The sequence below is a fragment of the Fontisubflavum oceani genome, assembly GCF_030407165.1.
Classification (GTDB): Bacteria; Pseudomonadota; Alphaproteobacteria; order Rhodobacterales; family Rhodobacteraceae; genus Rhodophyticola; species Rhodophyticola oceani.
The window spans coordinates 889,640-914,649 of record NZ_CP129111.1 but is presented as its reverse complement, the minus strand read 5'-3'; the positions used below and the strand labels follow the sequence as shown (position 1 = coordinate 914,649).

The window sequence follows — 25,010 nt, the reverse complement described above, 5'->3', positions numbered from 1 at the left end:
CCTATCGCTAGGCAGGCCGGGGTACTTCGGCAACGGTGACGTTGCGAGACTAGCCTTTGAGGCGGCGATCTCGTGCGGCGATCAGCTTCAGGCGCAGCGCATTCAGTTGAATGAACCCTGCTGCATCTTTCTGATCATAGGCGCCCGCATCCTCCTCGAAAGTCACATGCGCCTCGGAATAGAGGCTGTGATCCGACCAGCGACCAACCGTTCGTGCGAGCCCTTTGTAGAGTTTCAACCGCACCGTGCCGGTGACATGGGCCTGGCTGTGGTCAATCGCGGCTTGCAGCATTTCGCGTTCGGGCGAGAACCAGAAGCCGTTATAGATCAGTTCCGCATAGCGCGGCATCAGCTCGTCTTTCAGATGCGCCGCGCCACGGTCGAGCGTGATCGACTCGATGCCGCGATGGGCCTCAAGCAGGATCGTGCCGCCGGGCGTTTCATAAATACCGCGGGACTTCATCCCGACAAAGCGCCCTTCGACCAGATCGAGGCGACCGATGCCGTGTTTGCCGCCCAGCTCGTTGAGCTTGGTCAGGATCGTGGCGGGCGACATCGCCGCACCATTGATCGACACTGCGTCGCCCTTTTCGAAGCCGATTTCGATGTATTCCGGCTCGTTGGGTGCGTCTTCGGGGTGAACCGTGCGCTGGTAAACATAATCGGGCGCATCTTCGGCGGGGTCTTCCAGAACCTTGCCCTCTGACGAGGTGTGCAGCAGGTTCGCATCGACCGAGAACGGGGCCTCGCCGCGCTTGTCCTTGGCGATCGGGATCTGGTTCTTCTCCGCGAAATCGATCAGCTTCGTCCGGCTGGACAGATCCCATTCGCGCCAGGGGGCTATGACCTTGATCTCGGGGTTCAGCGCATAAGCCGCCAGTTCAAACCGGACCTGATCGTTGCCCTTGCCCGTCGCGCCATGGGAGATGGCATCCGCGCCCTCGGCGGCGGCAATTTCGACCAAACGTTTGGAGATCAGCGGGCGGGCGATGGAAGTGCCGAGCAGGTAGAGCCCTTCGTAAAGCGCATTGGCGCGGAACATCGGAAAGACGAAATCGCGGACGAACTCCTCACGCAAATCCTCAATATAGATAGCGCTCGCGCCCATCATCTCGGCCTTCTTGCGTGCCGGTTCGAGTTCCTCACCCTGACCCAGATCGGCCGTAAAGGTCACGACCTCGCAGTTATACTCGGTTTGCAGCCATTTCAGGATGATCGAGGTGTCGAGACCGCCGGAATAGGCAAGGACGACTTTCTTAGGCGCGGACATCGGCGGCTCCGTCAGGTTTTTTGATTGACCGTCGCGGCGATAGCGGGTTTTCAAAGGCGGGGCAAGATGAGTGGGAAGCTGCGATGGATTATGGGTATCAATTGCTGCGCCATGTGGTGCAACAGGTGTTCGGGAACCTGGGACAAGCGGCCCGACTGACGGGGCTGTTGACGGTTCTGCCATATCTGTTTGGCATATTCGTGATCGGATCGCTTGTCGGTTGGGACTTTCTCACCCATGACCCGACGGCGTCCTACGACGCGCAACGAATGGATGAGATCGGCAGACGGTTTTTGGAGATCGGCCCGAGTCTATTGGTCCTGATGCCCCTGATCGTCTTGGTGGCAGTAATTTGCTATGCTTGGGCCGCCATTGGTTGGCACCGATATGTGCTGCTTGAAGAGTATGGCGCCGGTCTTCTGCCGACGTGGAATTGGGACCTGGTGAAAGGCTACCTTTGGGCCGTCATCCGGATTTTCTTGATTGCCCTGCTGACCGGCTTCGCTCTTGGATTTGCAATCGGCGTCGCAGCCGTTGCGGTGCAATCCCCCGCGTTCTTTTTCTTTTTGGGTGTCGGTTATGCGATCGCCTTGACCTGGGTGATAACGCGTGTGGGGCTGATCCTGCCATCGGCGGCGTTGGGTCAGCCGATGCGGATCGGCGAGAGTTGGACCCTGACTGAGCCGGTGTCTGGCGCCATTTTGCTGCCGATCATTGTGATCCCGATTGTCTTTTTGCTTTTGAACGGGCTTTTGCAGATTGTGCCGGTTGTCGGGCTTTTGTTGAGCTTCGTGCTTGGCTGGCTACAGGTGCTGGTCAATCTCGCTCTGATGACCACGCTTTACGGCAATTTGGTTGAGGGGCGGGCCCTGAACTGAGCTCTGGACAGTCCGCCGGATTAGAGGCAGGGCAGAGATATGACCGATTTTGCCCAAAATGCGCGCGCCGCGGCCGAGGCGATGCGCGCGCTGTTTCCGCCAACACCGCTTCAGCGCAACGTTCATCTATCCGAGCGGTTTGGCGCGGAGATTTGGCTGAAGCGCGAGGATTTGAGTCCCGTGCGATCTTACAAGATCCGAGGCGCGTTCAATGCGATCCGAAAGGCCTTGGCCGCTGATCCGAAGCAGCGGCAGTTTGTCTGCGCCAGCGCAGGGAACCATGCCCAGGGCGTGGCCTATGTGTGCCAGCATTTCGGGTTGAGCGGCACGGTCTTCATGCCGGTCACCACGCCGAAACAGAAAATCGACAAGACCAAGGCGTTTGGCGGGAAGGCGGTCGAAATCCGTCTGGTCGGCGATTTCTTCGATGAAACCCTGGCGGCAGCGCAGGCGTTTTGTGCCCAAGAGGGTGCGCATTTTCTATCCCCCTTTGATGATGCGGATGTCATCGAAGGCCAGGCCTCGGTTGCCCTGGAAGTGGTCGATGAGATGGGTGGCGCGCCAGATCATATGATCTTACCCGTCGGCGGCGGTGGCCTGTCATCAGGTGTGATCCGCTATCTGGATGCGATTGCGGCGTCGGTCGAGATGACCTTGGTCGAGCCCGAAGGCGGGCCGAGCCTGACCGCTGCGTTGCGGGCGGGGGCCCCCGTTGCAACGCCGATCACCGATAATTTTGTGGATGGGGCAGCCGTGGCGCGGATTGGCGCATCGAACTTCGAAGTGTTGAGGGCGCTTGACCCGGCGCAGGTCATTTTGGCACCGGAAAACCGGATTTGCGTGACGATTGGCGAGATGCTGAATGTCGAAGGCATCGTGCTGGAGCCTGCCGGGGCGTTGGCGGTGGATGTCTTGGAGCATTTGGCCGATCAGCTTCGCGGAAAGCGCGTCGTCTGCGTGACCTCCGGTGGCAATTTCGACTTCGAACGCCTGCCCGAGGTGAAAGAGCGCGCGATGCGCTATCAAGGGTTGAAGAAATACTTCATCTTACGGTTGCCGCAGAGGCCCGGCGCGTTGAAGGAGTTCCTTGGTCTCTTGGGTCCTGACGACGACATTGCGCGGTTCGAATATCTCAAGAAATCCGCGCGAAACTTCGGCTCCGTTCTGATCGGGATCGAGACCCGAGAGGCGGCGCAATTCGATGGGTTGATGTCCCGGATCGAAGCGCGTGGTTTTGCGATCCGGGACATTACAGATGACGACCTTCTGGGGCAGTTCCTGATTTGATGGGACAGATCATGGCCGTTGAGCCGTCTTGATCAACGCATCAGTCATGTCCGGCCCCGGGCTTTGCCATCTGAGGGCTCAGGCCGTTTCCTGCCGTTGAGATGCACGGCCTGCTTAGCCGAATTGCCCCATAATCTGGGTCACGAAGTGACGGTCACCCGAGACAGCCAGTTGAGTCGCCGCCTCGGCCCAGGGCATAAAAACCGGCCAGTGTCCTGCTTCTGTTGGCGGCGCGATACGGCGACCGACCTTGGCGAAATAGATATGGCATTGTTTTTGTGCCCAAAGATCGTAATCGGGCATATAGGTGAACCGGTGGAACATGCCCAACCGACGCGGCGCATGGATGCGATAGCCGGTCTCTTCCATCACTTCGCGATGCAAAGCCGCCAAGACGCTTTCGCCAGGGTCGATACCGCCGCCGGGGAGTTGGAACTCGGGCCGTGGACGTTCTTGAAACGTGGCCAGAATCTCATCGCCGCTGGCGATAATTGCGTAGACGCCGGCACGCGGCGTATAGCGGCGCGCGGGGTCGGGGCTACGGCCAAATCGGCGGTTCATGATGGAGCCTGCAGTTGAGGTGGCTTCGGGTCTCGCTATGCCAGCCTTCCTAAACGATGAAAACCCCGGGGCCTGTCCTTTGCCGAAACCATCGGCTAAGGAATCGCTATGGATAAGACTGCCAATCAGATGATCCGCGAAACCGCCGCCCGTGTCCTACGCCTGGAAGGCCAAGCTGTGGTGGACATGGCAGAGAACCTGCCTGCCGATTTTGAGGCGGCAGTGGCCGCCATTCTGGAGGTTGAGGGTCGCGTGATCCTCTCTGGCATCGGCAAATCGGGCCATATTGCGCGCAAGATCAGCTCGACCCTGGCGTCAACTGGAACACCATCGGCGTTTGTGCATCCAGCGGAGGCCAGCCACGGCGATCTGGGCATGGTGATGCCCGGTGACTTGGTCATTCTGATTTCCAATTCAGGTGAAACCGCGGAGTTGGGGGATATCGTGGCCCATGTGGCGCGGTTCTCGATCCCGATGATCGGCATTTCGCGCAACAACCAGAGCACACTCATGCAGGCCGCCGATTGGCGTTTGACGCTGCCGCCCGCATCAGAGGCCTGCATCATTGGTATGGCGCCGACCACCTCGACCACGCTGACCCTGGCATTGGGCGACGCACTGGCTGTCTCGGTCATGGAACGGCGCGGGTTTTTGCCTGAGCATTTCCGCACCTTCCATCCTGGCGGCAAGCTTGGTGCGCAGTTGAGCAAGGTGGCGCAACTGATGCATGGGGTGGAAGAGTTGCCGCTTGTGCACCCAGGCAGCGCCATGGGCGACACGCTGATTGAGATGAGCGAGAAGAGCTTCGGTATCGCGGGTGTGGTGGAGGATCATAAGCTGGTCGGCGTGATCTCGGACGGCGATTTGCGGCGCAACATGGATGGGCTGATGGAGCGCAAAGCCGGTGATGTCGCCACAAACAGCCCGCGCAGCATCGGTCCTGACATGCTGGCCGCCGAAGCCATGGCCGTCATGTCAGAACACAAAATCACCGCGCTCTTTGTGGTTGATGACAGCGGTCGCCCCGTGGGTCTGCTACACCTGCATGACTGCCTGCGCGCCGGGATCGCCTAGCCACGCCCTACGGCTGCATAGGCTTCAAAACCGGCGCGTTTGACGTCTTTCGGGGAATAGATGTTCCGCAGATCGGCCATGCGCGGCGTGGTCATTTTCTTAGCCATTTTCTTGAGATCCAGCGCGCGGAACTCGTTCCATTCGGTCAGGATGACAACAAGGTCAGCGTTGTTGGCGGCTTTGTAAGGGTCATCCAGCCAGTGAACCCCGGGCAGAAGCCTCTCGCCTTCGCGTTTGCCTTGCGGGTCAACAACGCGAACCTTTGCGCCGCCGCCGACCAGCGCCGGCACTATGCTGAGCGAGGGGGCATCGCGCATGTCATCAGTGTTGGGTTTGAAGGTCACACCCAGAACCGCGATGGTTTTGCCATTGAATGAGTCGTCGCAGAGGTCGCGGAGCTTCTCGATCATCCGGTGCTTCACCTCGTCATTCACCCGGATCACGGTTTCGACGATGTGCTGGGGCACGGCGTGCTCCTGCCCAATCCGGGCCAGCGCCGAGGTGTCTTTCGGGAAGCAAGAGCCGCCATAGCCCGGCCCGGCGTGGAGGAATTTGTTGCCGATCCGCCCGTCGAGACCCATGCCCTTGGAAACCTCTTTCACATCCGCGCCGACGCGCTCACAGAGTGCTGCGATCTCGTTGATGAAGGTGATCTTGGTCGCCAGAAACGCATTGGCGGCGTATTTGATCATCTCGGCGCTTTCCAGATCGGTGGTGAGGATCGGGAACTCGCGCAGGAAGAGGGGCCGGTAAATCTCAGCCATCACCTCGCCCGCCCGTTCGGTCTGAACGCCGACCACGACCCGATCTGGCCGCATGAAATCGTCAATTGCGGCCCCTTCGCGCAGGAATTCCGGGTTCGAGGCGACGTCGAATTCAGCCGCCGGGTTGGCCTTGGCCACGGTTTGCTTGACCCGGCGATTGGTGCCGACAGGCACGGTGGATTTGGTGACGATCACGGCATAGCCGGTCAGTGCTTGGGCCACTTCTTCGGCCGCGGCCATCACATAGGTCAGATCGGCATGGCCATCGCCGCGACGTGTCGGCGTGCCGACCGCAATAAACACGGCTTCTGCGCCATCAACTGCCGCCGCCAGATCGGTGGTGAAAGACAACCGCCCGGCCTCGACGTTTTTGGCCATCAGCGTATCGAGCCCGGGCTCATAGATCGGGACTTCACCGGCCTCCAACATCTCAATCTTTCGCGGGTCTTTGTCGACGCAGATCACGTCGTGCCCGAAATCGGAAAAACACACACCGGAGACGAGGCCGACATAGCCGGTACCGATCATCGCAATACGCATCTGCTCACTGCCCTTTCGTCATGCCCTTTGCGGGCCGTGGTTTTAGAAACTCTATCATCTGCGATTTCTTAAGGCGAGGCGTCAGACCTGGTAGAAATCCCGATACCAAGCGACGAATTCTGCAACGCCGTCTGCAACCTTGGTTTTCGGTGTGTAGCCGGTCAACCGCTGCAGCAGATCTGCATCCGCCCAGGTCGCCGGCACATCGCCGGGCTGCATCTCCATCATGTTGCGGATCGCGGGTTTGCCGATCGCGGTTTCGATGGCCGCGATGAAATCGAGCAGCTGGACCGGCTCGGAGTTACCGATATTGACGATACGCCAGGGCGCGACGGGCGAGAGGCTATCGCCTTCTGGGATATCGTCGGCGGTTTTGGGTCGGACGGGCACGGTGTCGATCAACCGGATGATGCCATCGACCAGATCGTCCACATAGGTGAAGTCGCGCGCCATATCGCCATGGTTGTAGATATCGATCGGTGTATTTTCGAGGATCGCCTTGGTGAATTTGAACAGGGCCATATCCGGGCGACCCCAGGGGCCATAAACCGTGAAGAAACGGAACATGGTTGTCGGTAGATCGTAAAGATGGGCATAGGAATGCGCCATCGATTCATTGGCCTTCTTCGTCGCCGCGTAGAACGACATTTGCGTGTCGGCCTTTGCCGTTTCGGCATAAGGCATGACCGTATTGGCACCATAGACCGAGGAGGTCGAGGCCAGCAGCATATGGGCAGGCGGGTAGGCGCGGGCAGCTTCCAGCAATCGGAATGTCCCGATCAGATTGGCTTGCACATAGCTTTCCGGATTGTCGATGGAATAGCGCACCCCGGCCTGCGCGGCCAGGTGGATGACCGCATCCGGACGATGCTCTTCAAAAAGGGACTGGAGCAAATCTTCGGCCTCGATCCGCTCGGTGACGGCTTGAAACCTCTGATTTTGGAGAAGCATCGCATGGCGGCGGGTCTTCAAAGCGACATCGTAGTAGTCGGTCAAAGCGTCGATGCCGACAACCCGCCAACCATCTGCGAGGAGCTGCTTGCACACATGAAACCCGATAAAACCAGCGGAACCAGTCACGAGCGCTGTTCGGGGCAGGGTTTGGGCCATAGCGTTTCCTTATGGGGCCGATCATCGCAGCCATAACAATCGCTTCGACCGTGGCCAAGCCTACAACCGACATGGAGCGTCAAAGGTGGTGTATCGCGATGGATGTGGCGCTTGTCGGCGCAACCTCTTCTTGCGGTAGCGGGCTAGGGTCGTTTCAGATGCGCCTGCGACGTCACCCAGTGCCAACTGCTTTCACACATATCGGCCAAGCTCTTCTCCGTCTCAAACCCAAGAACGGATTTCGCGAGATCGGTTTGTGCGCAATAGATTGGGACATCGCCGGGCCGCCGCGCTTCGAAAACAAAGGGCAAGTCTTGCCCGCAGGCCGCGCTATAGGCGTTGATGACGTCTAAGACAGACTGCCCCTTACCGGTTCCAAGATTAACCACATGCCCCTGCCCGGTCGACAGAAGCGACTGCAACGACAAGAGATGACCGCGCGCCAAATCTTCCACATGGATGTAGTCCCGAACCCCGGTGCCATCGGGCGTGGGATAGTCATTTCCAAAGACTTTGATTTGCGCGATTTCGCCGATAGCAACTTTGGCGACGAAAGGCATCAAATTGTTGGGCACATCCTTCGGATCTTCTCCAATCAGGCCAGAGGGATGTGCGCCCGCCGGGTTAAAGTACCGCAGAATGCCGAAGGCCCAGCCAGGATCGGCGGTCGCGAGCTCTTCGAGGACTTCCTCGCACATTATTTTGCTTCTGCCATAGGGGTTCATCGCGCGACGCTCGGCCGTTTCGGGCGTCGGCGTCTCGTCGGGGATGCCGTAAACTGTGGCTGAGGAGGAGAAGACGAGATTGCGGCAACGGGCCCGGTCCATCGCGGCGAGCAACGTCACCAAACCACCGAGATTGTTATCTAAATACCCAAGCGGGTCTTTGACGCTGTCGGCGACTGACTTTAACGCCGCAAAATGAACGACCGCCGCGATATCGTGTTCGGCAAAGAGCCGATCCAGCGCGGCGGAATCGCGAACATCCCCGGTGACACATGTGACCGGCGCGCCGCTGATCTCTGCCAACCGCTCCGTCACACTCGGGTGCGAATTGACGAAGTTGTCAAAGATAATCACCTCAAACCCCGCTGCGACCAGCGCGAGATAGGTGTGAGAGCCAATATATCCTGCGCCGCCTGCGAGGAGGATTTTGCCCGCCATTTTAAGAGCCTCACGTCTTGTTGGCCGAGTGCTCTCACGAATCCCGATAGAGGTCAAACGACACATGGTGTCCGAGTAAAGTCGTGCCAAAACACGTCGTTGACCTGCCCAGAGTCCAAATCCGGTCATCGCAGATCTCTCCGGAACCCTGGTAAATCAGATCCAGCCGCGTAGCCCGCTGACCGTGATTTGTGCTGCGCCTAAACTGTTGCCTAGCGGGCGCCGGACGGCGTCAAACATCCGCGAAAGAACAAAGACACACCTGCGGGAGATTAGGCATTAGGCGGCGGCATAGGGGACAGAGCCGTTCAGACCGGCATCGGAATCTGGGCGGCTTTGGGAACAAGGCTGTTCATTTTCTCAAGATGAATCGGCAGCGTGTGGCTCAGGAAATCGTAGTTTTCCAATACATGGCGTCGTGCGGCCGGGCCCAACCCCGCGTAGTCCGCCGGACTGGCCAACACTTCGGCAACTTGATTGGCCAATGCCTTGGGATCGAAAAAATCGGCGAGAAGCCCCGTCTCGCCATGTGTCACAACTTCACGGACCGGCGCGGTGTCTGAGGCGACAATGGTTGCTTCCATGGCCATGCTTTCCAGAAGGGACCAAGACAGGACAAACGGCACCGTCAGATAGATATGGCAACGGCTGATCTGGATGATCTTCTGGAAATCCGCATAAGGCACGCGGCCTAGAAAATGGACGCGATCCCAGTCGAGCCGATCTCCCACCTCCCGTTCCATTTCGGCGCGATACCCTCCGTCGGCATCGCTTTTCTTGCCATAGGATGTCTCGCTGCCGCCGATGATCAGCGCCCGAGCTTTGGGCCGCGCGGCCAAGATGTCGGGCAGCGCCCGCATGAACACATGAAAGCCGCGCGTGGGTTCCATGTTTCGGGCCATATAGGTGAAAATCTCATCCTCCCGGGTCACATCGCGGCCCAGTCGACCCAGAGGGACTTTGGCCGCGTGATTGGGTTTCAGAAGATCGGCCCGAATGCCGTCATGGCAGCAATAAATCTTTGAGTGGAAGCTCTCCGGGAAGGTGTTGAGTTGCCATTGGGTCGGTGCATGACCAAGATCGACGGTTTCGATATTCGCGAAGTTGACGGCATTGCGGGCATGCATAATGAATGGCGTGTGTTCGGAAGCCGGGAACTCAGGATCGAACCCGACAGAGCCGCCCTGGGCGAGGTAGAAATACTCGAAAAAACCCAGAACCGGAACGCTCGGCCAGATTTGTTTCATGAAGGTCAGTTCACCCCATCCCACATGACCGAGGACGAGATCAGGCACAAACCCTTGCTCTTCAAGCCTTTTGCACGCGCGTACAACGCCAAAGCCCGAGCCACAGCACTCCTCCCAATACTTGGACAGTGCGTAGGCATCGTCTTTCGGGCGATGATGCGGGCGATATCCGAATATCTTGATGCCAGGGATGTTTGGCGGCGTTTTGCTTTGGGTTAACGCGACCATCTCATGGCCACCTTGGGCAATCAGCCAATCAATCAATTGTCGATATTGGCCAGGGAAATTCTGGTGCACAAAAAGGATCTTCATAGCCGCGCCGCACTTTCTAAAGCTCTGACCAGCTTTCATATAATTGGAGCGGCAGGCAAGCAGCTAGCGATTGCCTTTGAGAAGGTCCGACAGATACGCGCCATATCCATTCTTGCCGAACAAGGCGGCCCGTGCCGCGAGTTCATTGGCGCTGATCCAACCTGCCGCGAACGCAACTTCTTCCGGACAGCCGACCTGCAGCCCTTGTCGGGTTTCCAATGTGCGCACGAAATTCCCCGCCTCAAGCAGGCTGTCATGGGTTCCGGTGTCGAGCCAAGCATAGCCTCGCCCCATCAACTGCACATTCAACGCTTCTTCGGTTAGGTAGCTTTGCAACAGGTCGGCAATTTCTAGTTCGCCGCGTGCCGACGGGGTCACGGACTTCGCCCTGGTGGAGGCTGATCCATCGAGGAAATAGAGCCCTGTGACGGCGTAATTGGATGCGGGTTTGGCGGGTTTCTCCACAATGGCTTCGACCCGCCCGGCGGTATCGAAACTGACAACGCCATACCGTTCTGGGTCAGCCACGTGATACCCGAAGACCGTACCGCCAGTTTCGGGCGCTGCAGCCATCAAACCAGGCAGGCCGTGCCCGAAGAACAGGTTGTCCCCCAAGATCATCGCGGATGGATGACCGTCGAGAAAGGTCTCAGCCAGGAGATAGGCTTGCGCCAGACCCTCGGGCGCGGGTTGTGTGATATAAGTGAGCGCGACGCCCCATTGCGTTCCATCCCCCAAGACAGCTTGAAACTGGGCCTGGTCATGCGGCGTCGTGATAACGGCAATCTCGCGGATCCCGGCCAGCATCAAGACGCTGAGCGGATAATAGATCATTGGTTTGTCATAAACCGGCACCAACTGCTTCGAGAGGCCCATCGTAACAGGGTAAAGCCGGGTGCCCGAGCCACCAGCCAGGATGATGCCTTTGCGCGTCGTCATGTCAGGGGCCTTCACATTTGGACAGGTATACCGCCAAGTTTGCCCGCCAATCGGGCCGTTGCAAGCCAAACACGGTTTCAAAGCTTTGACAGTCTAGCCGTGAGTTCAGGGGGCGCGCGGCCGGTGTTGGATAGTTGGATGTTGGAATATCTTCGACCGTGCACGACAGGCCCGAAACCTCAAAGATCGCCCGTGCGAAATCGGCCCAACTGACATCTGGCTGGCCCGCATAGTGATACACGCCTGTTGCACCCGGGTCTGCCATCAGATGTCGACCGGTCGCTAAACAGGCCGCGGCCAACGCGTCCGCCGGGGTCGGGCCGCCGATCTGATCCGCCACAATGGTCAAGTGGTCGCGACTCGTGCCGAGGCGGAGCATTGTGGTCATGAAGTTCTTCCCCTGACCGTCAAACACCCAGGACGTTCGCAAGATCGCATGAGGGCCGCCAGCGGCGCGAACACCGGCCTCGCCTGCCAGTTTGCTCCGCCCATAAGCATTCAGCGGCGCAGTGGGTGCATCCGGTGTGCGAGCCATCGTGCCGCTACCGTCAAAAACGTAATCGGTGGAGATATGGACCAGGGGAACATCAAGATCAGCGCATGTCTGTGCCATCTCCGCCGGGGCGTCGGCATTGATCCGAAAGGCGAGCTCCTCGGCGCTTTCGGCGCCATCGACATTGGTATATGCGGCCGCGTTGATCACATATTTTGGTCGCAGGTTGCGGATGGCTTCACCACATTGCCCCGGTTGAGACAAATCCGCCTCGGCCCTGGTGAGCGCTGTGACCTCTGGCGTCTGCGCCAAGACACGTCCGACCTGCCCGGCCGCGCCAAATGCCAGGATCGTCATGACAGAAGCCCTAAGCGGTTCCCCACGCCCTCTCGGGCCAAGAGCGCCCGCCACCAGGCTTCATTGTCGAGATACCAATCAACCGTGCGCTCGAGCCCTTCTTCCAAAGTGACTGAGGGACGCCAGCCCAGTTCCTCCTGAATGCGGGATGGATCGATGGCGTAGCGTTGATCATGGCCGGGTCGATCGGCCACGAACCTGATTTGATCGGCATAGGCATGGTTCTTGGGTCGTTTGCGATCCAGGATGGCGCAGAGGCTCTTTACCAAGTCAATATTGCGGGCTTCCGCCTCCCCGCCGATGGCGTAGCTGCGCCCGGTTTCACCGGTCTGCAGGACCGTCAGAAGGGCGTCTGCGTGATCCTCCACATAGAGCCAATCCCGCACATTAGACCCTGTTCCGTAGACAGGAATGTCCTCACCCGCGAGCGCTTTCAAGATCACGACGGGGATCAGCTTCTCAGGGAAATGGAATGGTCCGTAATTGTTCGAGCAATTGCTCAAAACCACTGGCAAGCCATAGGTCTCATGCCAAGCGCGCACCAAGTGATCGGCGCCAGCCTTGGACGCAGCATAAGGGCTGTTGGGGGCATAGGGGCTGTCTTCGGAAAACTGTCCCTCCGGCCCCAAACTGCCGAACACCTCGTCCGTTGAGATTTGGTGAAAGCGAAACTGCGCTGGTTTTCCGGCAGCTTCCCAATAGCGCCGCGCCGCCTCCAGCAAGGTCGCTGTGCCGCGTAGATTCGTCTCCATAAAGGCCAGAGGCCCGTCAATTGACCGGTCCACATGCGATTCCGCGGCCAGATGCATGATGGCATCGGGGCGGTGTTGGGCCAAAATCCGGTCCATCTCGGATGCGTCACAGATATCGGCCTTCTCGAAGCTGTAGTTTGGATCATCCGCAACCGAGGCGACATTCTCCAAACAGGCGGCATAGGTCAGCACATCAACATTCACGACGGCATGCCCTCGTGCGATTGCGAGTCGCACCACGGCGGAGCCAATGAACCCTGCGCCACCGGTGACCAAAAGCTTCATGTCGCGGGTCCTCCCCAAGAAATACCGGATGAGAAGCTCGCAAAGGCCCCTGCGATGGCGTCCTTGTGCGAAAGTACCGGCTCCACATCGCCTAAACCCCAATCTATGTTGAGATCGGGGTCGTCAAACCGGACGCTCGCCTCGCAATCTGGGGCATAGTAGTTGCTGCATTTGTAGATCAACTCACTATCAGGCGCGCGCGTGGCAAACCCGTGTAAGAACCCCTCGGGAATCAACAATTGCCGGCCATTTTCAGCGCTCAACTCGACGCCGACCCATTGGCCATAGGTTGGCGAGCCGACACGGGCGTCCACGGCCACATCAAAAACCACCCCGCGCCCACAACGCACCAGCTTTGCCTGCGCAAAAGGGGGCGTCTGACTATGCAGGCCTCGGATGGTGCCGACCGTCGCAGACATGGAATGGTTGTCTTGCACGAAGTCGATGTCGATACCGTGGTCTTTGAGGGTCTTGCGGTTCCAGCTCTCGCTGAAATAGCCGCGGGTATCTCCAAACCGTTTGGGCGTTAAGATCAACACATCGGGCAGGGTGGTCGTTTCAATCTTCACAGAGGCGGTCCATCTTTGGCAGCGGCGGATTATAGCGCTCGATAGCAAGGGATTGCGGCCAAGTCACCCGGCAACCCCTTGGGATATCAGTTGCCGCCCCTATATGGGCGCGATATGCCTGCCGAAGCGGGCCGCGAGGACTTCTTATGACATTGACGACCAAAATCGCTTGGGACGATACCGTCCTGCCGTTTCAACTCGACCGCACGGATATTCGGGGTCGTGTCGCACGCCTGGACGGCACGCTGGACCAAATCTTGTCGCAACACGCCTATCCAGCGGGCGTTGAGGCCATGGTGGCGGAGATGGCGTTGCTGACCGCGTTGGTCGGGCAGACCATCAAGCTGCGCTGGAAACTGTCGCTCCAGGTGCGGGGCGATGGCCCGCTGCGGCTCATTGCGACGGATTTCTTCGCACCGGCGGAGGAAGGCGCGCCTGCGCAGATTCGGGCCTATGCGAGCTATGACAAAGAGGCATTCGACGAGGCTGCCGACCCGTTTCAGCAGATCGGGAAGGGCTATTTCGCTATTCTGATCGATCAGGGTGCGGGGAATGCGCCGTATCAAGGCATCACGCCGATCGCGGGTGGCGCTTTGACCGCCTGTGCAGAGGCCTATTTTGCGCAATCCGAGCAACTGCCGACCCGGTTTGCCTTGAGCTATGGCCGGTCGCAGGAACCGGGCGAGGCCGTTCATTGGCGCGCGGGCGGCGTGATGTTGCAGCATATGCCGAAGGCCTCGCCGCATGTGACCGGTGAAGGCGGATCTGGTGAAGCCGGATTACTTGCCGCGGAAGACATCTTGGATGCGGCAGAGGGCGAGAACTGGAACCGCGCCAACCTGCTTCTCGACACGGTGGAGGAGTTGGAGTTGATCGGCCCGCGTGTCTCGCCCACCGATCTTCTGGTGCGGCTGTTCCACGAAGAAGCACCGCGCGTGTTTGATGCGCAACCGGTGCAGTTCGGTTGCACCTGTTCGCCGGCCAAGGTGCGTCAAAGCCTCTCGATCTACTCCGCCAAGGACATTGCGCATATGACGACGGACGCGGGCATCGTGACAGCGGATTGTCAATTCTGCGGTGCGCATTATCAATTTGATCCTCTGACCTTGGGGTTCGAAGCCGCAAAGGCCGTGGGTGGCGATGATGGGTCGACCAGTTGATCTCAACATCTTACGGGCCGCGCTGGAGCGGCCGGCAGCGCCCTCGTCGGATTACGATCTGAACCCCGATATCGTTTTGCCAAAGAGTCGCAAACTGCGCCCGGCAGCCGTGTTGATTGCCATCGCTGACGCGCCGGGCGGGGCGGAGGTGATCCTGACCAAACGCGCCTCGCATCTGAAACACCACCCCGGTCAGATCGCCTTTCCCGGCGGTAAGCTTGATGACGGCGATGCCGACTTGGTGTCTGCAGCGCTGCGTGAGGCGGAAGAAGAGATTGGCCTTCCACGCGATTTGGTCTCTGTTCTTGAACTGATGCCCATCCATGAGACGGTGACCAGTTATGAAGTGACGCCAGTCGTCGCGGCTCTAAATGGCGATTTTGACCCGGTACCAGAACCAGGTGAAGTTGCCGAGATATTTCGGGTCCCGCTTGCGTTTCTCATGGACCCGAGCGCCTATCGGGTCGAGCGGCGACGTTGGCGCGGCGTTTGGCGGCAGTTCTACGTCGTGCCCTATGGGCCGTATTACATTTGGGGCGCCACGGCGCGGATGTTGAAATCTCTGGCGGATCGGGTTGGGTCATGAAGCTACAAGCGGATTGGATGGCGCATCCGGGAACGGTTGCGATCTGTACGACCCTGACGAAGGCTGGCCATCAGGCGCTGTTTGTCGGCGGCTGCGTGCGCAATGGGCTGATCGGGCAGGCGGCAGACGACATCGACCTCGCCACAGATGCTGTGCCGGAGCGGGTGATGGCGCTTGCCGAAGCGGCGGGGTTGCATGCGGTGCCGACAGGGTTCGACCATGGGACGGTCACGATTGTCGCTGACGGTCGACCGCATGAGGTGACCACCTTTCGCAAGGATGTCGAGACCCATGGCCGACATGCAACGGTCGCCTTCTCGACCGATATTCACGACGACGCAGGCCGGCGCGATTTCACAATGAATGCGCTTTATGCGACACCAGATGGGACGGTTTTGGACCCGACTGGCGAGGGGGTGGATGACCTCGCCGCTCGCCGCCTTCGCTTCATCGGGTCTGCGGAAGATCGCATTCGGGAAGACTATCTCCGCATCCTGCGGTTTTTCCGGTTTCATGCTTGGTACGCCGATCCAGGCAATGGGTTTGATGCCGACGGATTGGCAGCCTGTGCGGCTCTATCCGGCGGAATAGAGACGCTTTCGAAAGAGCGCATTGGCGCGGAGATGATAAAGCTCCTCTCTGCCGGTGACCCTGGTCCAGCTTTGGCGGCGATGATGCAGAGCGGTGTCTTGCGCTGCGTCCTACGAGGTGCAGACCCGCGCGCCCTGCCGATCTTGATCGCGATTGAAGCAGCACAGTCTGCATCGCCAGATCCGATGCGTCGCCTCGCAAGTTTGGGCGGGAAGAGCCGACCGATGCGTTGCGGTTGAGCAAACGCGATGCGAGGCATGTCGCCCTGCTCCGCGACAGGATGGGTAGCGCAGAAGGTCCGGGCGAACTCGGCTATCGTCATGGCTATGAGACGGCGCGCGACATCTTGCTGCTGCGCGCCACGATTTTTGAGCAACCGTTTGATCAGCGGCAGCTGGAGACCGCAATGCGCGGCGCGGAGGCGCAGTTTCCAATCGCTGCGGCTGACCTTATGCCAGCGCTCTCAGGTCCGGCTCTTGGCGAGAAACTGGCTGAGCTTGAAACACGGTGGATCGCCTCGGATTTCGCCCTGGATCGCGCCGCGCTCCTGTCTTGACGGAGGCCGCGTGCTCGACCCGCTCTATGCCTTCGTGTTTGTCGGCCTCTTCTCACCAGGACCGAACGTCATCTTGCTGACAGCCTCGGGCGCGCGGTTTGGCATGCGCGCGACACTACCGCATGTGGCGGGCGTCGTGGTTGGGGTCGGTGTGACGGCCGGGCTGACAGGGCTTGGGATCGGGGCGGCCTTGGAGGCGCGACCCGGCTTGGTTCTGACGTTGAAACTTGCGGCCGCGACCTGGATCCTGTGGATGGGCTGGACCCTCTGGCAATCCGCCAATGCGCCGGAGGCGCGTCAGGCGCGGGATCGGCCCTTTACCTTTGTTGAGGCGGTTCTGTTTCAGTGGGTGAACCCAAAGGTCTGGGCGGTGGCCCTGGCGGCTGCAGCGGGCTATGGCATCGGCTTGACACCGTGGGACGAAGCGCAGCGTTTGGCTCTGGCCTTTTCCGGGACGAACTTTTTTGTGTGCCTGTTTTGGAGTGCCGCTGGCACCGCTTTGGCCCTTCTTCTTAACACGCCCGGCGCTTGGCGGATTTTCGCAAGGGTCATGGCAACCGGGCTCGCCGCGTCGGCTGTCATGGTTTTTCTGTAATCCCGGGGTTATATCCCGAGTCTCACCCCGTAAACCGCGCCGCTTATTCGGCCAGAGTCCCATGTTCCGTTTTTTTGAAAATCTGGTCGATCCCTACAAGGCGTATCCCGAGCGAGATACGCCGCCGACGCGGTTATGGCCGTTCTTGTGGGAATATTCGCAACCGTTCAAACGGCTCTTCGCATTCACCGCCGCCATGTCTTTGCTCGTGGCCATCGTTGAGGTCGCGTTGATCTATTATATGGGTCGGGTGGTCGATCTCTTGTCGTCGGGTGAGCCTGCGAGTGTATTGGAGCAATATGGCACCGAGCTTCTCCTGGTCGCGGGCTTCATTTTGATCCTGCGCCCGGCGCTGCAAGGTCTCGATGTTGCGCTTCTAAACAACGGTATCTTGCCGAATTTCGGCACGTTGATCCGCTGGCGCGCGCATAAACATGTTTTGCGTCAATCGGTTGGTTGGTTTGAGAATGATTTCGCGGGTCGGATCGCAAACCGGATCATGCAGACGCCACCCGCCGCTGGCGACGCAATTTTTCAGGTATTCGATGCTCTGACCTTCGCGGTCGCGTACTTGATCGGTGCGGCGATCCTTCTGGCCGAGGCGGACCCACGTCTTGCCCTGCCGCTGATCATCTGGCTAGGGCTCTATGCCCTTCTGGTGCGTTGGACGATGCAGCGGGTTGGGCCTGCGTCAAAAGCCAGTTCGGACGCGCGGTCGATGACCACGGGCCGCGTTGTCGATAGCTACACCAATATCCATTCGGTGAAGCTCTTCGCGCATCACGACAGCGAGTTGGACTACGCCAAAGAGGCGATTGAACACACTCGCCAGACGTTCGCTCGTGAGATGCGGATTTTTACCACGATGGATGTGGCGCTGACCGCGTTGAATGGGTTCTTGATCGTTGGGGTTGTCGGTTGGGCCGTTTGGCTCTGGGCGCAAGGTGCGGCTTCGGTCGGGGTTGTCGCTGCGGCCACCGCGCTCACGCTGCGGCTGAATGCGATGACCGGCTGGATCATGTGGGCGCTCAGCACGTTTTTCCGCTCCCTCGGGATCGTGGCCGAAGGGATGGAAACCATCGCGCAACCGATCACCCTGGTCGATAAGCCCGATGCCAAAAATCTCGTCCTAGAAAGGGGCGCGATTGAGTTGCGTGGGTTGACCCATCACTACGGGCGCGAGAGCGGCGGGTTGCAGGATGTGTCGCTGCGCATTCAGCCGGGGGAAAAGATCGGCTTGATCGGGCGCTCGGGCGCGGGGAAATCGACTCTCGTGAAGCTTCTCTTGCGGTTTTATGACGCCGAGAAGGGGCAGATTCTGATTGATGGCCAGGACATTTCGGCGGTGACGCAAGACAGCCTGCGCCAGGTCATCGGCATGGTCCAGCAAGACAGCTCACTTTTGCATCGGTCCGTACGGGAGAACATCCTCTACGGGCGGCCCGAGGCCAGCGAGGCGGAGGTGATCGCAGCGGCGAACCGGGCTGAGGCGCATGAGTTCATTCTTGATCTCGCCGACCCGGAAGGTCGCCTGGGCTATGACGCGCAGGTGGGCGAGCGGGGCGTGAAACTCTCCGGCGGGCAACGTCAACGGGTCGCCCTGGCGCGGGTGATTTTGAAAGACGCGCCGATCCTGATCCTCGATGAGGCCACCAGCGCGCTCGACAGCGAGGTCGAGGCCGCGATCCAAGACACGCTTTACGGCGTGATGGAGGGCAAAACCGTAATCGCCATCGCGCACCGCCTCTCCACCATCGCCAAGATGGACCGGATTTTGGTGTTGGATAATGGCCGGATTGCCGAAGAAGGCAGCCATGCGGAGCTTCTGGCTCAAAATGGGCTTTATGCCGGGTTTTGGGCGCGGCAATCGGGCGGCTTTATCGGCACCGAGGCGGCGGAATGATTGCGCGGCTGCAACCGGTTCTGGCCTGGTTGGGTGACCTGATTGACGGGTTCAAACCGGCCGAAACACCGCCGCCGCAGACGCTTTGGGCATTCTTCCGGTGGTGCCTTGCTGGGTCATGGCCGGTGATCTTGCTCGCCACGCTGGCCTCGGCACTGGCCGGGACGCTGGAGGTGTTCAGCGCCCTGCTGCTTGGCATGATCGTTGATAGCGCAGTCGAAAGTGCCGCGCCGCTGACCTATTTCGCCGAGAACTGGGGTCTGATCCTGGGCTTCGTGGCGTTCTTCCTCCTACTGCGCCCCATGATTTTTGGCGCCAGCGCGGCGTTTAACGGCATCGTTCTACCGCCCAACATCTACCCGTTGGTGCAAAGCCGGTTGCATCGTTGGTCGCTTGGTCATGCGGTCAGCTTTTTCGACAATGATTTCGCCGGCCGGATTGCCCAGAAGCAGATGCAGACCGCCCAAGCGCTGACCAATGTGGTGGGCGAGGTGATCAACGCGATCGCGTTCGCGCTGGCCTCGATGATCGGGTCGGTTTTGATGCTTGCGGTCATTGATTGGCGGATCGCTTTGGCGCTTTTGGCTTGGCTTGGTCTCTATTTCTGGATGATCGGCTGGTTTTTGCCACGCATCCGCAAACGGTCCGCCGCCCGGGCCGGGGCGCGGGCGATGGTCACGGGGCAGGTTGTCGATACGATCACCAATATCAAGACGGTCAAGCTGTTCGGTCACATCCGGCATGAGGATAGCGCGGCGATTGGCGCGATGGAGGTCCTGCGGGATCGCTCGCTCGAGTTTGGCTATCTGTCCACCGGGTTCCGTTTCGCGCTGATGACGGTGGCCGGGCTTCTGCCGGTGGTCTTGATCCTCGGGGCGGTTCTGCTTTGGCGTCAGGGGGTCGCCAGCCCGGGCGATATCGTGGCGACCGGCGCCATCGCGATGCGGATCGCGCAGATGACCGGCTGGGTCAGCTTCACGCTGATGGGCATTTACGCAAATGTCGGCGAGATCGAGGATGGGATGCGGACATTGACGCCGCCGCATACCCTGATCGATGACGAGAGCGCGTTGGAGTTGGAGCGTGCGAAAGGCAAGATCACTTTTGAGGCTGTAAGCTTCGCCTATGGGCGCGAGTTGGGTGGCATCGAGGACCTGTCGCTGGTGGTCGAGCCGGGCGAGAAACTCGGCATCGTCGGCGCCTCGGGGGCCGGGAAGTCGACCTTGGTTGCCTTGCTGCTCAGGCTCTATGATGCGGAGAAGGGTCGCATTTTTCTGGATGCGTGTGATGTGCGGGAACTGACCCAGGAAAGCCTCAGACGGCAGATCGGGATGGTCACGCAGGAAACCGCGATGTTCAACCGCTCCGCTCGGGACAACATCCTTTATGGTCGCCCCGGTGCGTCGGAGGAAGAGATGCTGGCCGCCGCGCGACGGGCGGAAGCCGATGACTTCATCAAGGATCTAGAAGACCACACGGGCCGCAAAGGCTATGATGCGCATCTTGGTGAACGCGGCGTGAAACTTTCTGGTGGACAACGTCAGCGGATTGCCCTGGCCCGCGCGTTTTTGAAGGACGCCCCAGTTTTGGTTCTGGACGAGGCGACAAGCGCCCTCGACAGTGAAGTCGAGGCCGCGATCCAGACGGCTTTGGCCGATGTGATGGAGGGCAAAACCGTGATTGCGATTGCCCACCGGCTTTCGACTATCGCGCGGATGGATCGGATCGTTGTGATGGATCAGGGTCGGATTGTCGAAGAAGGCAGTCACGTTGACCTGCTGGCGCAGGAAGGGCTTTATGCGCGCTATTGGAACCGGCAATCGGGCGGGTTCATTGGCGTGAAAGAAGCCGCGGAATGAGCGACGAGATGGACCTGGAGACGGTTCCCGCCGAGGTTTTTGGGCGCAGCCTGTCCGGCATTGGTGTCAACCTGCTGAGCCAGGATGTGCGCGCCTTGGCCGCGATGATGGTCGAGGTGTTTGGCCTGAGCGTGCATCGCCTCTCCGATGATTTTGCGATCTTGCGGCACGGCGACATGATGATGCAGATCCACGCGGATGGCACCTATGGCGCGCACCCGCTTCTGGGGGTTGTACCGGAAAGCCCGCCGCGGGGAGGCGGTTTGCAACTCTATCTGTTTGATATGGATCCAGATGCAGCCGTCGCGCGGGCCGAGGCGGCGGGCTACATGGTTCTGGAGCCGGTGGCCGACAAACCTCACGGATTGCGGGAGGCGACGATCCTCAGCCCCGAGGGCTATGCGTTCAGCCCGGCTATTTCGAGCGCGTGACGACATGACCGGTCCTTTCGAAACCACAATCGACCGTCTCGGTCACAAGGGGGACGGCGTCGCAGCGGGGCCGATCTTTGTGCCGATGGCCTTGCCGGGCGAGACGGTGTCGGGCCAGTTGCAGGGCGACCGGTTGGACGATGTGCGGATCGTGACGCCTTCCTCTGATCGGGTCAGTGCGCCTTGCCACCATTACCGAAGCTGCGGCGGTTGTTCTTTGCAACATGCGTCGGATGGGTTGGTCGCGTATTGGAAGCAAGAGGTTGTGACAAGCGCGCTGGCGGCGCACGGTTTGACCGCTGAGATGCGCCCGATCCACACGTCGCCGCCGCGCACCCGCCGCCGCGCCACGCTGGCCGGGACCCGCACCAAGAAGGGCGCTTTGGTCGGATTTCATGCCCGTCGATCTGATACTATCGTGCCGATTAGAGACTGTTTAATCCTCCATCCAGATCTGATGCAGGTTCTTCCGACCCTGGAAGAGATCACCCGGCTTGGCGGCTCCCGCAGCGCCACATTGAGTTTCACGCTGACCCGGTCCGACGTCGGGATTGATTGCGCCGTCGCCGGTGGGAAGCCGCTTGATGAAGCCCTGCGTATGGGATTGCCGAAATACACCGATCGATTTGCACGGTTGAGCTGGGACCATGAGACGGTCTTTACGGTTTCCGCCCCAAGCCAGCGCTTTGGCGCCGCGCATGTGACGCCACCGCCCGGCGCATTCCTGCAAGCGACGGAGGATGGCGAGGCGGCCCTATGCGCCGCGATCAAAGATGCGGTTGGGCAAGCCAATAACATCGCCGATCTTTTTGCTGGTTGCGGCACATTCTCCCTGCCATTGGCGGCGAACGCTGCGGTCCATGCGGTGGAAGGGGAGGCGGACATGATCGCGGCGCTGGATCATGGGCTGCGCCACGCGACAGGTTTGAAACAGGTCACGACCGAGACACGGGACCTGTTCCGCCGCCCGCTTTTGCCCGATGAGCTGGCGCGATTTGATGCGGTGGTGATCGACCCACCCCGCGCAGGCGCCGAGGCGCAGGTGGCCGAAATTGCCAGAGCACAGGTGCCGCGCATCGCGATGGTATCCTGCAACCCGGTGACATTTGCGCGCGATGCAAAATTGTTAACCGATGCCGGCTATCGCCTGAATTGGGTGCAAGTGGTCGATCAGTTCCGCTGGAGCCCGCATGTGGAGCTTGCCGCCAGCCTAACACTGCCCCATATCGAGCCGGAACCCACGAAGAGGCGAGCATGACACGGGCAAAATTGGCGGATTGGTTGGACACGCCGCAGGTGCGGTTCGGGATCATCGGCGTGATCATTTTCAACGCGATCCTGTTGGGGATGGAGACGTCACCCACCCTGATGGGGATGGCCGGGCCACTGATCTTGACCCTTGATCGAATCTGTCTGGGTATTTTTGTCGTTGAGATCATCCTGAAACTCATCGCCCATCGACTGGCCTTCTTCCGATCTGGCTGGAACATCTTTGACTTCGCGATCGTGGGGATTGCGCTGCTTCCGGTCACGCAAGGCCTGTCGGTGCTTCGGGCGCTTCGCATCTTGCGGGTGCTGCGCGTGATTTCAGTTGCGCCGCGCCTGCGTCGGGTGGTCGAGGGGTTTGTGACGGCCCTGCCCGGTATGGGCAGTGTGTTCCTTCTGATGGCGATCATCTTCTATATCGGCGCGGTGATGGCGACGAAGCTTTTCGGCGCCTCCTTCCCCGAATGGTTCGGCACGCTTGGCCGTTCGCTCTATTCACTGTTCCAGATTATGACGCTGGAAAGCTGGTCGATGGGAATCGTACGGCCGGTGTTGGAGGTTTACCAATACGCTTGGGTGTTCTTCGTGCCGTTCATCATGATGACGACCTTCGCGGTCGTGAACCTGCTGGTCGGTCTGATCGTCAACTCAATGCAAGACGCCCATGCGGAGGAAACCAACGCCGCGACAGATGCCTATCGCGACGAGGTATTGGCCCGACTCGAAGCCATTGAGGCCCGCCTTCAGGAGCGTGAGCGCAGCCGCCCCGATTAGGAGCGGATGGATCCGCCATCGATCCGCACCCGGCTTCCCGTGACGTAGGAGGCCCGTTCGGAGGCGAGAAACACCACCATATCGGCGAATTCCGACGGCTTGCCATAGCGGCCCATCGGGATGCTCGCCGCTGAGGCGGTTTTAACCTCGTCCACCGGTTTGCCTGTGCGCTTTGCGGCGGCGGCGTCCAGTTCATCCACACGGTCCGTATGAATGCGGCCAGGTAGAACGACATTCACGGTTACGCCGTCCGACGCAACCTCCGAAGCCAGCGTTTTGGCCCAACCCACGACCGCAGAGCGGATGCCGTTCGACAGGGCCAGATTGGGGATCGGTTGTTCGACGCCCGAAGAGGTGATGCAGATGATCCGGCCCCAACCGCGCTCTCGCATCCCGGGGAGGAGCTGCGCCGAGAGATCAAAGATATTGGCCGCCATCGCCTCGAATTGCGTAATCCAAGCGGCGCGTTCGGTGGTCGCGGCAGGACCGGGAGCAGGGCCGCCGGAATTGGTGACCAGGATGTCGACACCTCCATCTGCCAGAAGGGTCTCGGCCAAGGCGCTGATGCTGGCATGATCGGTCAGGTCGAGCGCCATCGGTGTGACATTGGGCATGTCGGCGGACCAATCGGCAATCTTGTCGGTGCTGCGCGCCGCGGCAAAGACCTGCGCCCCTTCGGCGGCCAAACCTTCGGCAATTGCGCGGCCAAGACCCCGGCTCGCGCCCAAAACCAAAGCCCGTTTGCCCGTTATCCCAAGCTCCATCACCCAATCTCCTTCAAGCGTTTTTCTTGTCTTTCGATCAACCGATCTACCTCGGCCCGCGCCGCATCGCTCAGCGCGGCTCCGGGGCGGCGCAGCGTCGGATGCGCAATCACCCCCGTTTCGCCAGCACATATTTCCGCACCGCGAGGCCCGCGCCGGGTTGCTGCTCATAGCGCGCCAGCGGTAGGTAAGCGTCGAAGATATCTTGCCCCCGATCCGGGTTTCCGGCCTCGTGATGCCGCACGACATCAATCATCATCTCGGGGTAGCCAAATCCCGTCATCGCGCCATCCGCTCCGCGGGCCATTTCCTCGGGGAGGAACATCCCGCCATTGCCACAGAGAATGGAAATGCGGCGGGACAGCGTCCCCTCGGCCCGCAGCGCCGAGATCTTCTCAAGCCCTGGCCAGTCTTCATGTTTCAGACAAACGCAAGTCGGCAGCTCATCGACGATCCGCTTGATGACTGTGACGGGCATATGCACGCCGGTGACCAGTGGGAAATCCTGTAGGACAAAGGGGGTCTCGCCGATGAAATCCGCCGCCTGGTGATAATATCCGACAATCTGATCATCGGTTTTCAAACTGCTGGGCGGGGCGATCATCACCCCGGCGGCCCCGTCATCCATGACCATCGCGCTCAAGGTCTGCATCTGCGCGAAACCTGGGGAGGAGACACCAACCACCACCGGCACCTGCCCGGCGACCCGCGCCAGAATGCGCCGGACGACCAGGCGAGACTCCTCAACCGTGAGCTTGGGCGCCTCGCCCATCATGCCCAGGACGGTTAGGCCGGTTGCGCCCGCCTTTAGGTAGAAATCCACCATCCGGTCGGTGCTGTCCAAATCCAAGCTGCCATCGGGCAGAAACGGCGTGACGGCGATCACATAGACGCCGCGCGCGTCTTCGGTCAGGTGGGTCATGG

General features: G+C 60.0%; 23 protein-coding genes and 1 pseudogene. 12 read left to right on the top strand and 12 right to left on the bottom strand.

Annotation, left to right across the window (positions count from 1 at the left end):
• Positions 1-49: 49 nt before the first annotated feature.
• The gene (locus QTA57_RS04660) at positions 50-1,270 is read right to left on the bottom strand and encodes an argininosuccinate synthase (protein ID WP_290153918.1); all 1,221 of its coding nucleotides are present in this window, start codon (positions 1,268-1,270) and stop codon (positions 50-52) included.
• A 20-nt stretch (positions 1,271-1,290) separates the two neighbouring features.
• Here QTA57_RS04660 and QTA57_RS04655 point away from each other — a divergent pair, with 20 nt between their 5' ends.
• Together QTA57_RS04655 and ilvA are read left to right on the top strand one after the other, a co-directional pair.
• Positions 1,291-2,148, top strand: a complete 858-nt coding sequence (locus QTA57_RS04655; protein ID WP_290153917.1) for a hypothetical protein — start codon at positions 1,291-1,293, stop codon at positions 2,146-2,148.
• A gap of 39 nt (positions 2,149-2,187) precedes the next feature.
• Complete coding sequence (ilvA, locus tag QTA57_RS04650; RefSeq protein WP_290153916.1) at positions 2,188-3,435, top strand: threonine ammonia-lyase IlvA; 1,248 nt, start codon at positions 2,188-2,190, stop codon at positions 3,433-3,435.
• Positions 3,436-3,549: 114 nt separating this feature from the next.
• Here ilvA and QTA57_RS04645 read toward each other — a convergent pair whose 3' ends face one another.
• Positions 3,550-3,996, bottom strand: coding sequence for an NUDIX hydrolase (locus QTA57_RS04645; protein WP_290153915.1), 447 nt, complete (start codon positions 3,994-3,996; stop codon positions 3,550-3,552).
• 108 nt (positions 3,997-4,104) lie between these two features.
• Between QTA57_RS04645 and QTA57_RS04640 the strand changes: the two genes are divergently transcribed.
• Positions 4,105-5,070: a KpsF/GutQ family sugar-phosphate isomerase gene (locus tag QTA57_RS04640; RefSeq protein WP_290153914.1), complete on the top strand. Its 966-nt coding sequence runs from the start codon at positions 4,105-4,107 to the stop codon at positions 5,068-5,070.
• On the opposite strand, the gene QTA57_RS04635 is transcribed toward QTA57_RS04640, so the two are convergent.
• From QTA57_RS04635 to rfbC, 8 genes are all read right to left on the bottom strand, one after another.
• On the bottom strand, positions 5,067-6,374 hold the full coding sequence (locus tag QTA57_RS04635) for a UDP-glucose dehydrogenase family protein (protein WP_290153913.1): 1,308 nt from the start codon (positions 6,372-6,374) through the stop codon (positions 5,067-5,069). The genes QTA57_RS04640 and QTA57_RS04635 overlap by 4 nt on opposite strands.
• An 81-nt stretch (positions 6,375-6,455) precedes the next feature.
• Complete coding sequence (locus QTA57_RS04630; protein WP_290153912.1) at positions 6,456-7,484, bottom strand: SDR family NAD(P)-dependent oxidoreductase; 1,029 nt, start codon at positions 7,482-7,484, stop codon at positions 6,456-6,458.
• 143 nt (positions 7,485-7,627) lie between these two features.
• On the bottom strand, positions 7,628-8,647 hold the full coding sequence (gene galE, locus QTA57_RS04625; RefSeq protein WP_290153911.1) for a UDP-glucose 4-epimerase GalE: 1,020 nt from the start codon (positions 8,645-8,647) through the stop codon (positions 7,628-7,630).
• A gap of 308 nt (positions 8,648-8,955) precedes the next feature.
• Entirely contained in the window at positions 8,956-10,206 is a 1,251-nt protein-coding gene (locus tag QTA57_RS04620; protein WP_290153910.1) for a glycosyltransferase family 4 protein, read from the bottom strand.
• 63 nt (positions 10,207-10,269) lie between these two features.
• Complete coding sequence (gene rfbA, locus QTA57_RS04615) at positions 10,270-11,145, bottom strand: glucose-1-phosphate thymidylyltransferase RfbA (protein ID WP_290153909.1); 876 nt, start codon at positions 11,143-11,145, stop codon at positions 10,270-10,272.
• 1 nt (position 11,146) lies between these two features.
• Positions 11,147-11,995 carry a dTDP-4-dehydrorhamnose reductase gene (gene rfbD / locus QTA57_RS04610; protein ID WP_290153908.1) on the bottom strand — a complete coding sequence of 283 codons (849 nt, stop codon included), beginning with the start codon at positions 11,993-11,995 and terminating at the stop codon, positions 11,147-11,149.
• Positions 11,992-13,032 carry a dTDP-glucose 4,6-dehydratase gene (gene rfbB, locus QTA57_RS04605; protein ID WP_290153907.1) on the bottom strand — a complete coding sequence of 347 codons (1,041 nt, stop codon included), beginning with the start codon at positions 13,030-13,032 and terminating at the stop codon, positions 11,992-11,994. The genes rfbD and rfbB overlap by 4 nt, the downstream gene beginning before the upstream one ends.
• Positions 13,029-13,601, bottom strand: a complete 573-nt coding sequence (rfbC, locus tag QTA57_RS04600; protein ID WP_290153906.1) for a dTDP-4-dehydrorhamnose 3,5-epimerase — start codon at positions 13,599-13,601, stop codon at positions 13,029-13,031. The genes rfbB and rfbC overlap by 4 nt, the downstream gene beginning before the upstream one ends.
• 146 nt (positions 13,602-13,747) lie before the next feature.
• Between rfbC and hslO the strand changes: the two genes are divergently transcribed.
• The 9 genes and pseudogenes from hslO (at position 13,748) to QTA57_RS04555 (ending at position 23,322) form a co-directional block, all read left to right on the top strand.
• Positions 13,748-14,761, top strand: a complete 1,014-nt coding sequence (gene hslO / locus QTA57_RS04595; RefSeq protein ID WP_290153905.1) for an Hsp33 family molecular chaperone HslO — start codon at positions 13,748-13,750, stop codon at positions 14,759-14,761.
• The gene (locus QTA57_RS04590) at positions 14,745-15,347 is read left to right on the top strand and encodes a CoA pyrophosphatase (RefSeq protein ID WP_290153904.1); all 603 of its coding nucleotides are present in this window, start codon (positions 14,745-14,747) and stop codon (positions 15,345-15,347) included. Before hslO ends, QTA57_RS04590 begins: the two co-directional genes overlap by 17 nt.
• A pseudogene (locus QTA57_RS04585) lies at positions 15,344-16,494 on the top strand (CCA tRNA nucleotidyltransferase). The gene QTA57_RS04590 and the pseudogene QTA57_RS04585 overlap by 4 nt, the downstream one beginning before the upstream one ends.
• Positions 16,495-16,504: 10 nt before the next feature.
• The gene (locus tag QTA57_RS04580; RefSeq protein ID WP_290153903.1) at positions 16,505-17,089 is read left to right on the top strand and encodes a LysE family translocator; all 585 of its coding nucleotides are present in this window, start codon (positions 16,505-16,507) and stop codon (positions 17,087-17,089) included.
• A 61-nt stretch (positions 17,090-17,150) separates the two neighbouring features.
• The gene (locus tag QTA57_RS04575) at positions 17,151-18,992 is read left to right on the top strand and encodes an ABC transporter ATP-binding protein (protein ID WP_290153902.1); all 1,842 of its coding nucleotides are present in this window, start codon (positions 17,151-17,153) and stop codon (positions 18,990-18,992) included.
• Positions 18,989-20,851 carry an ABC transporter ATP-binding protein gene (locus QTA57_RS04570; RefSeq protein ID WP_290153901.1) on the top strand — a complete coding sequence of 621 codons (1,863 nt, stop codon included), beginning with the start codon at positions 18,989-18,991 and terminating at the stop codon, positions 20,849-20,851. Before QTA57_RS04575 ends, QTA57_RS04570 begins: the two co-directional genes overlap by 4 nt.
• Positions 20,852-20,859: 8 nt before the next feature.
• Positions 20,860-21,282 (top strand): VOC family protein, encoded by a 423-nt coding sequence (locus tag QTA57_RS04565; RefSeq protein ID WP_290154779.1) that lies wholly within the window; start codon positions 20,860-20,862, stop codon positions 21,280-21,282.
• A gap of 4 nt (positions 21,283-21,286) precedes the next feature.
• Positions 21,287-22,540: a class I SAM-dependent RNA methyltransferase gene (locus tag QTA57_RS04560; protein ID WP_290153900.1), complete on the top strand. Its 1,254-nt coding sequence runs from the start codon at positions 21,287-21,289 to the stop codon at positions 22,538-22,540.
• Entirely contained in the window at positions 22,537-23,322 is a 786-nt protein-coding gene (locus QTA57_RS04555; RefSeq protein ID WP_290153899.1) for an ion transporter, read from the top strand. The genes QTA57_RS04560 and QTA57_RS04555 overlap by 4 nt, the downstream gene beginning before the upstream one ends.
• On the opposite strand, the gene QTA57_RS04550 is transcribed toward QTA57_RS04555, so the two are convergent.
• On the bottom strand, positions 23,319-24,086 hold the full coding sequence (locus QTA57_RS04550; RefSeq protein WP_290153898.1) for an SDR family oxidoreductase: 768 nt from the start codon (positions 24,084-24,086) through the stop codon (positions 23,319-23,321). The two genes, QTA57_RS04555 and QTA57_RS04550, sit on opposite strands and share 4 nt — an antisense overlap.
• A gap of 109 nt (positions 24,087-24,195) precedes the next feature.
• Positions 24,196-25,008 (bottom strand): dihydrodipicolinate synthase family protein, encoded by an 813-nt coding sequence (locus tag QTA57_RS04545; RefSeq protein WP_330696749.1) that lies wholly within the window; start codon positions 25,006-25,008, stop codon positions 24,196-24,198.
• Between the last annotated feature and the right edge of the window lie 2 nt (positions 25,009-25,010).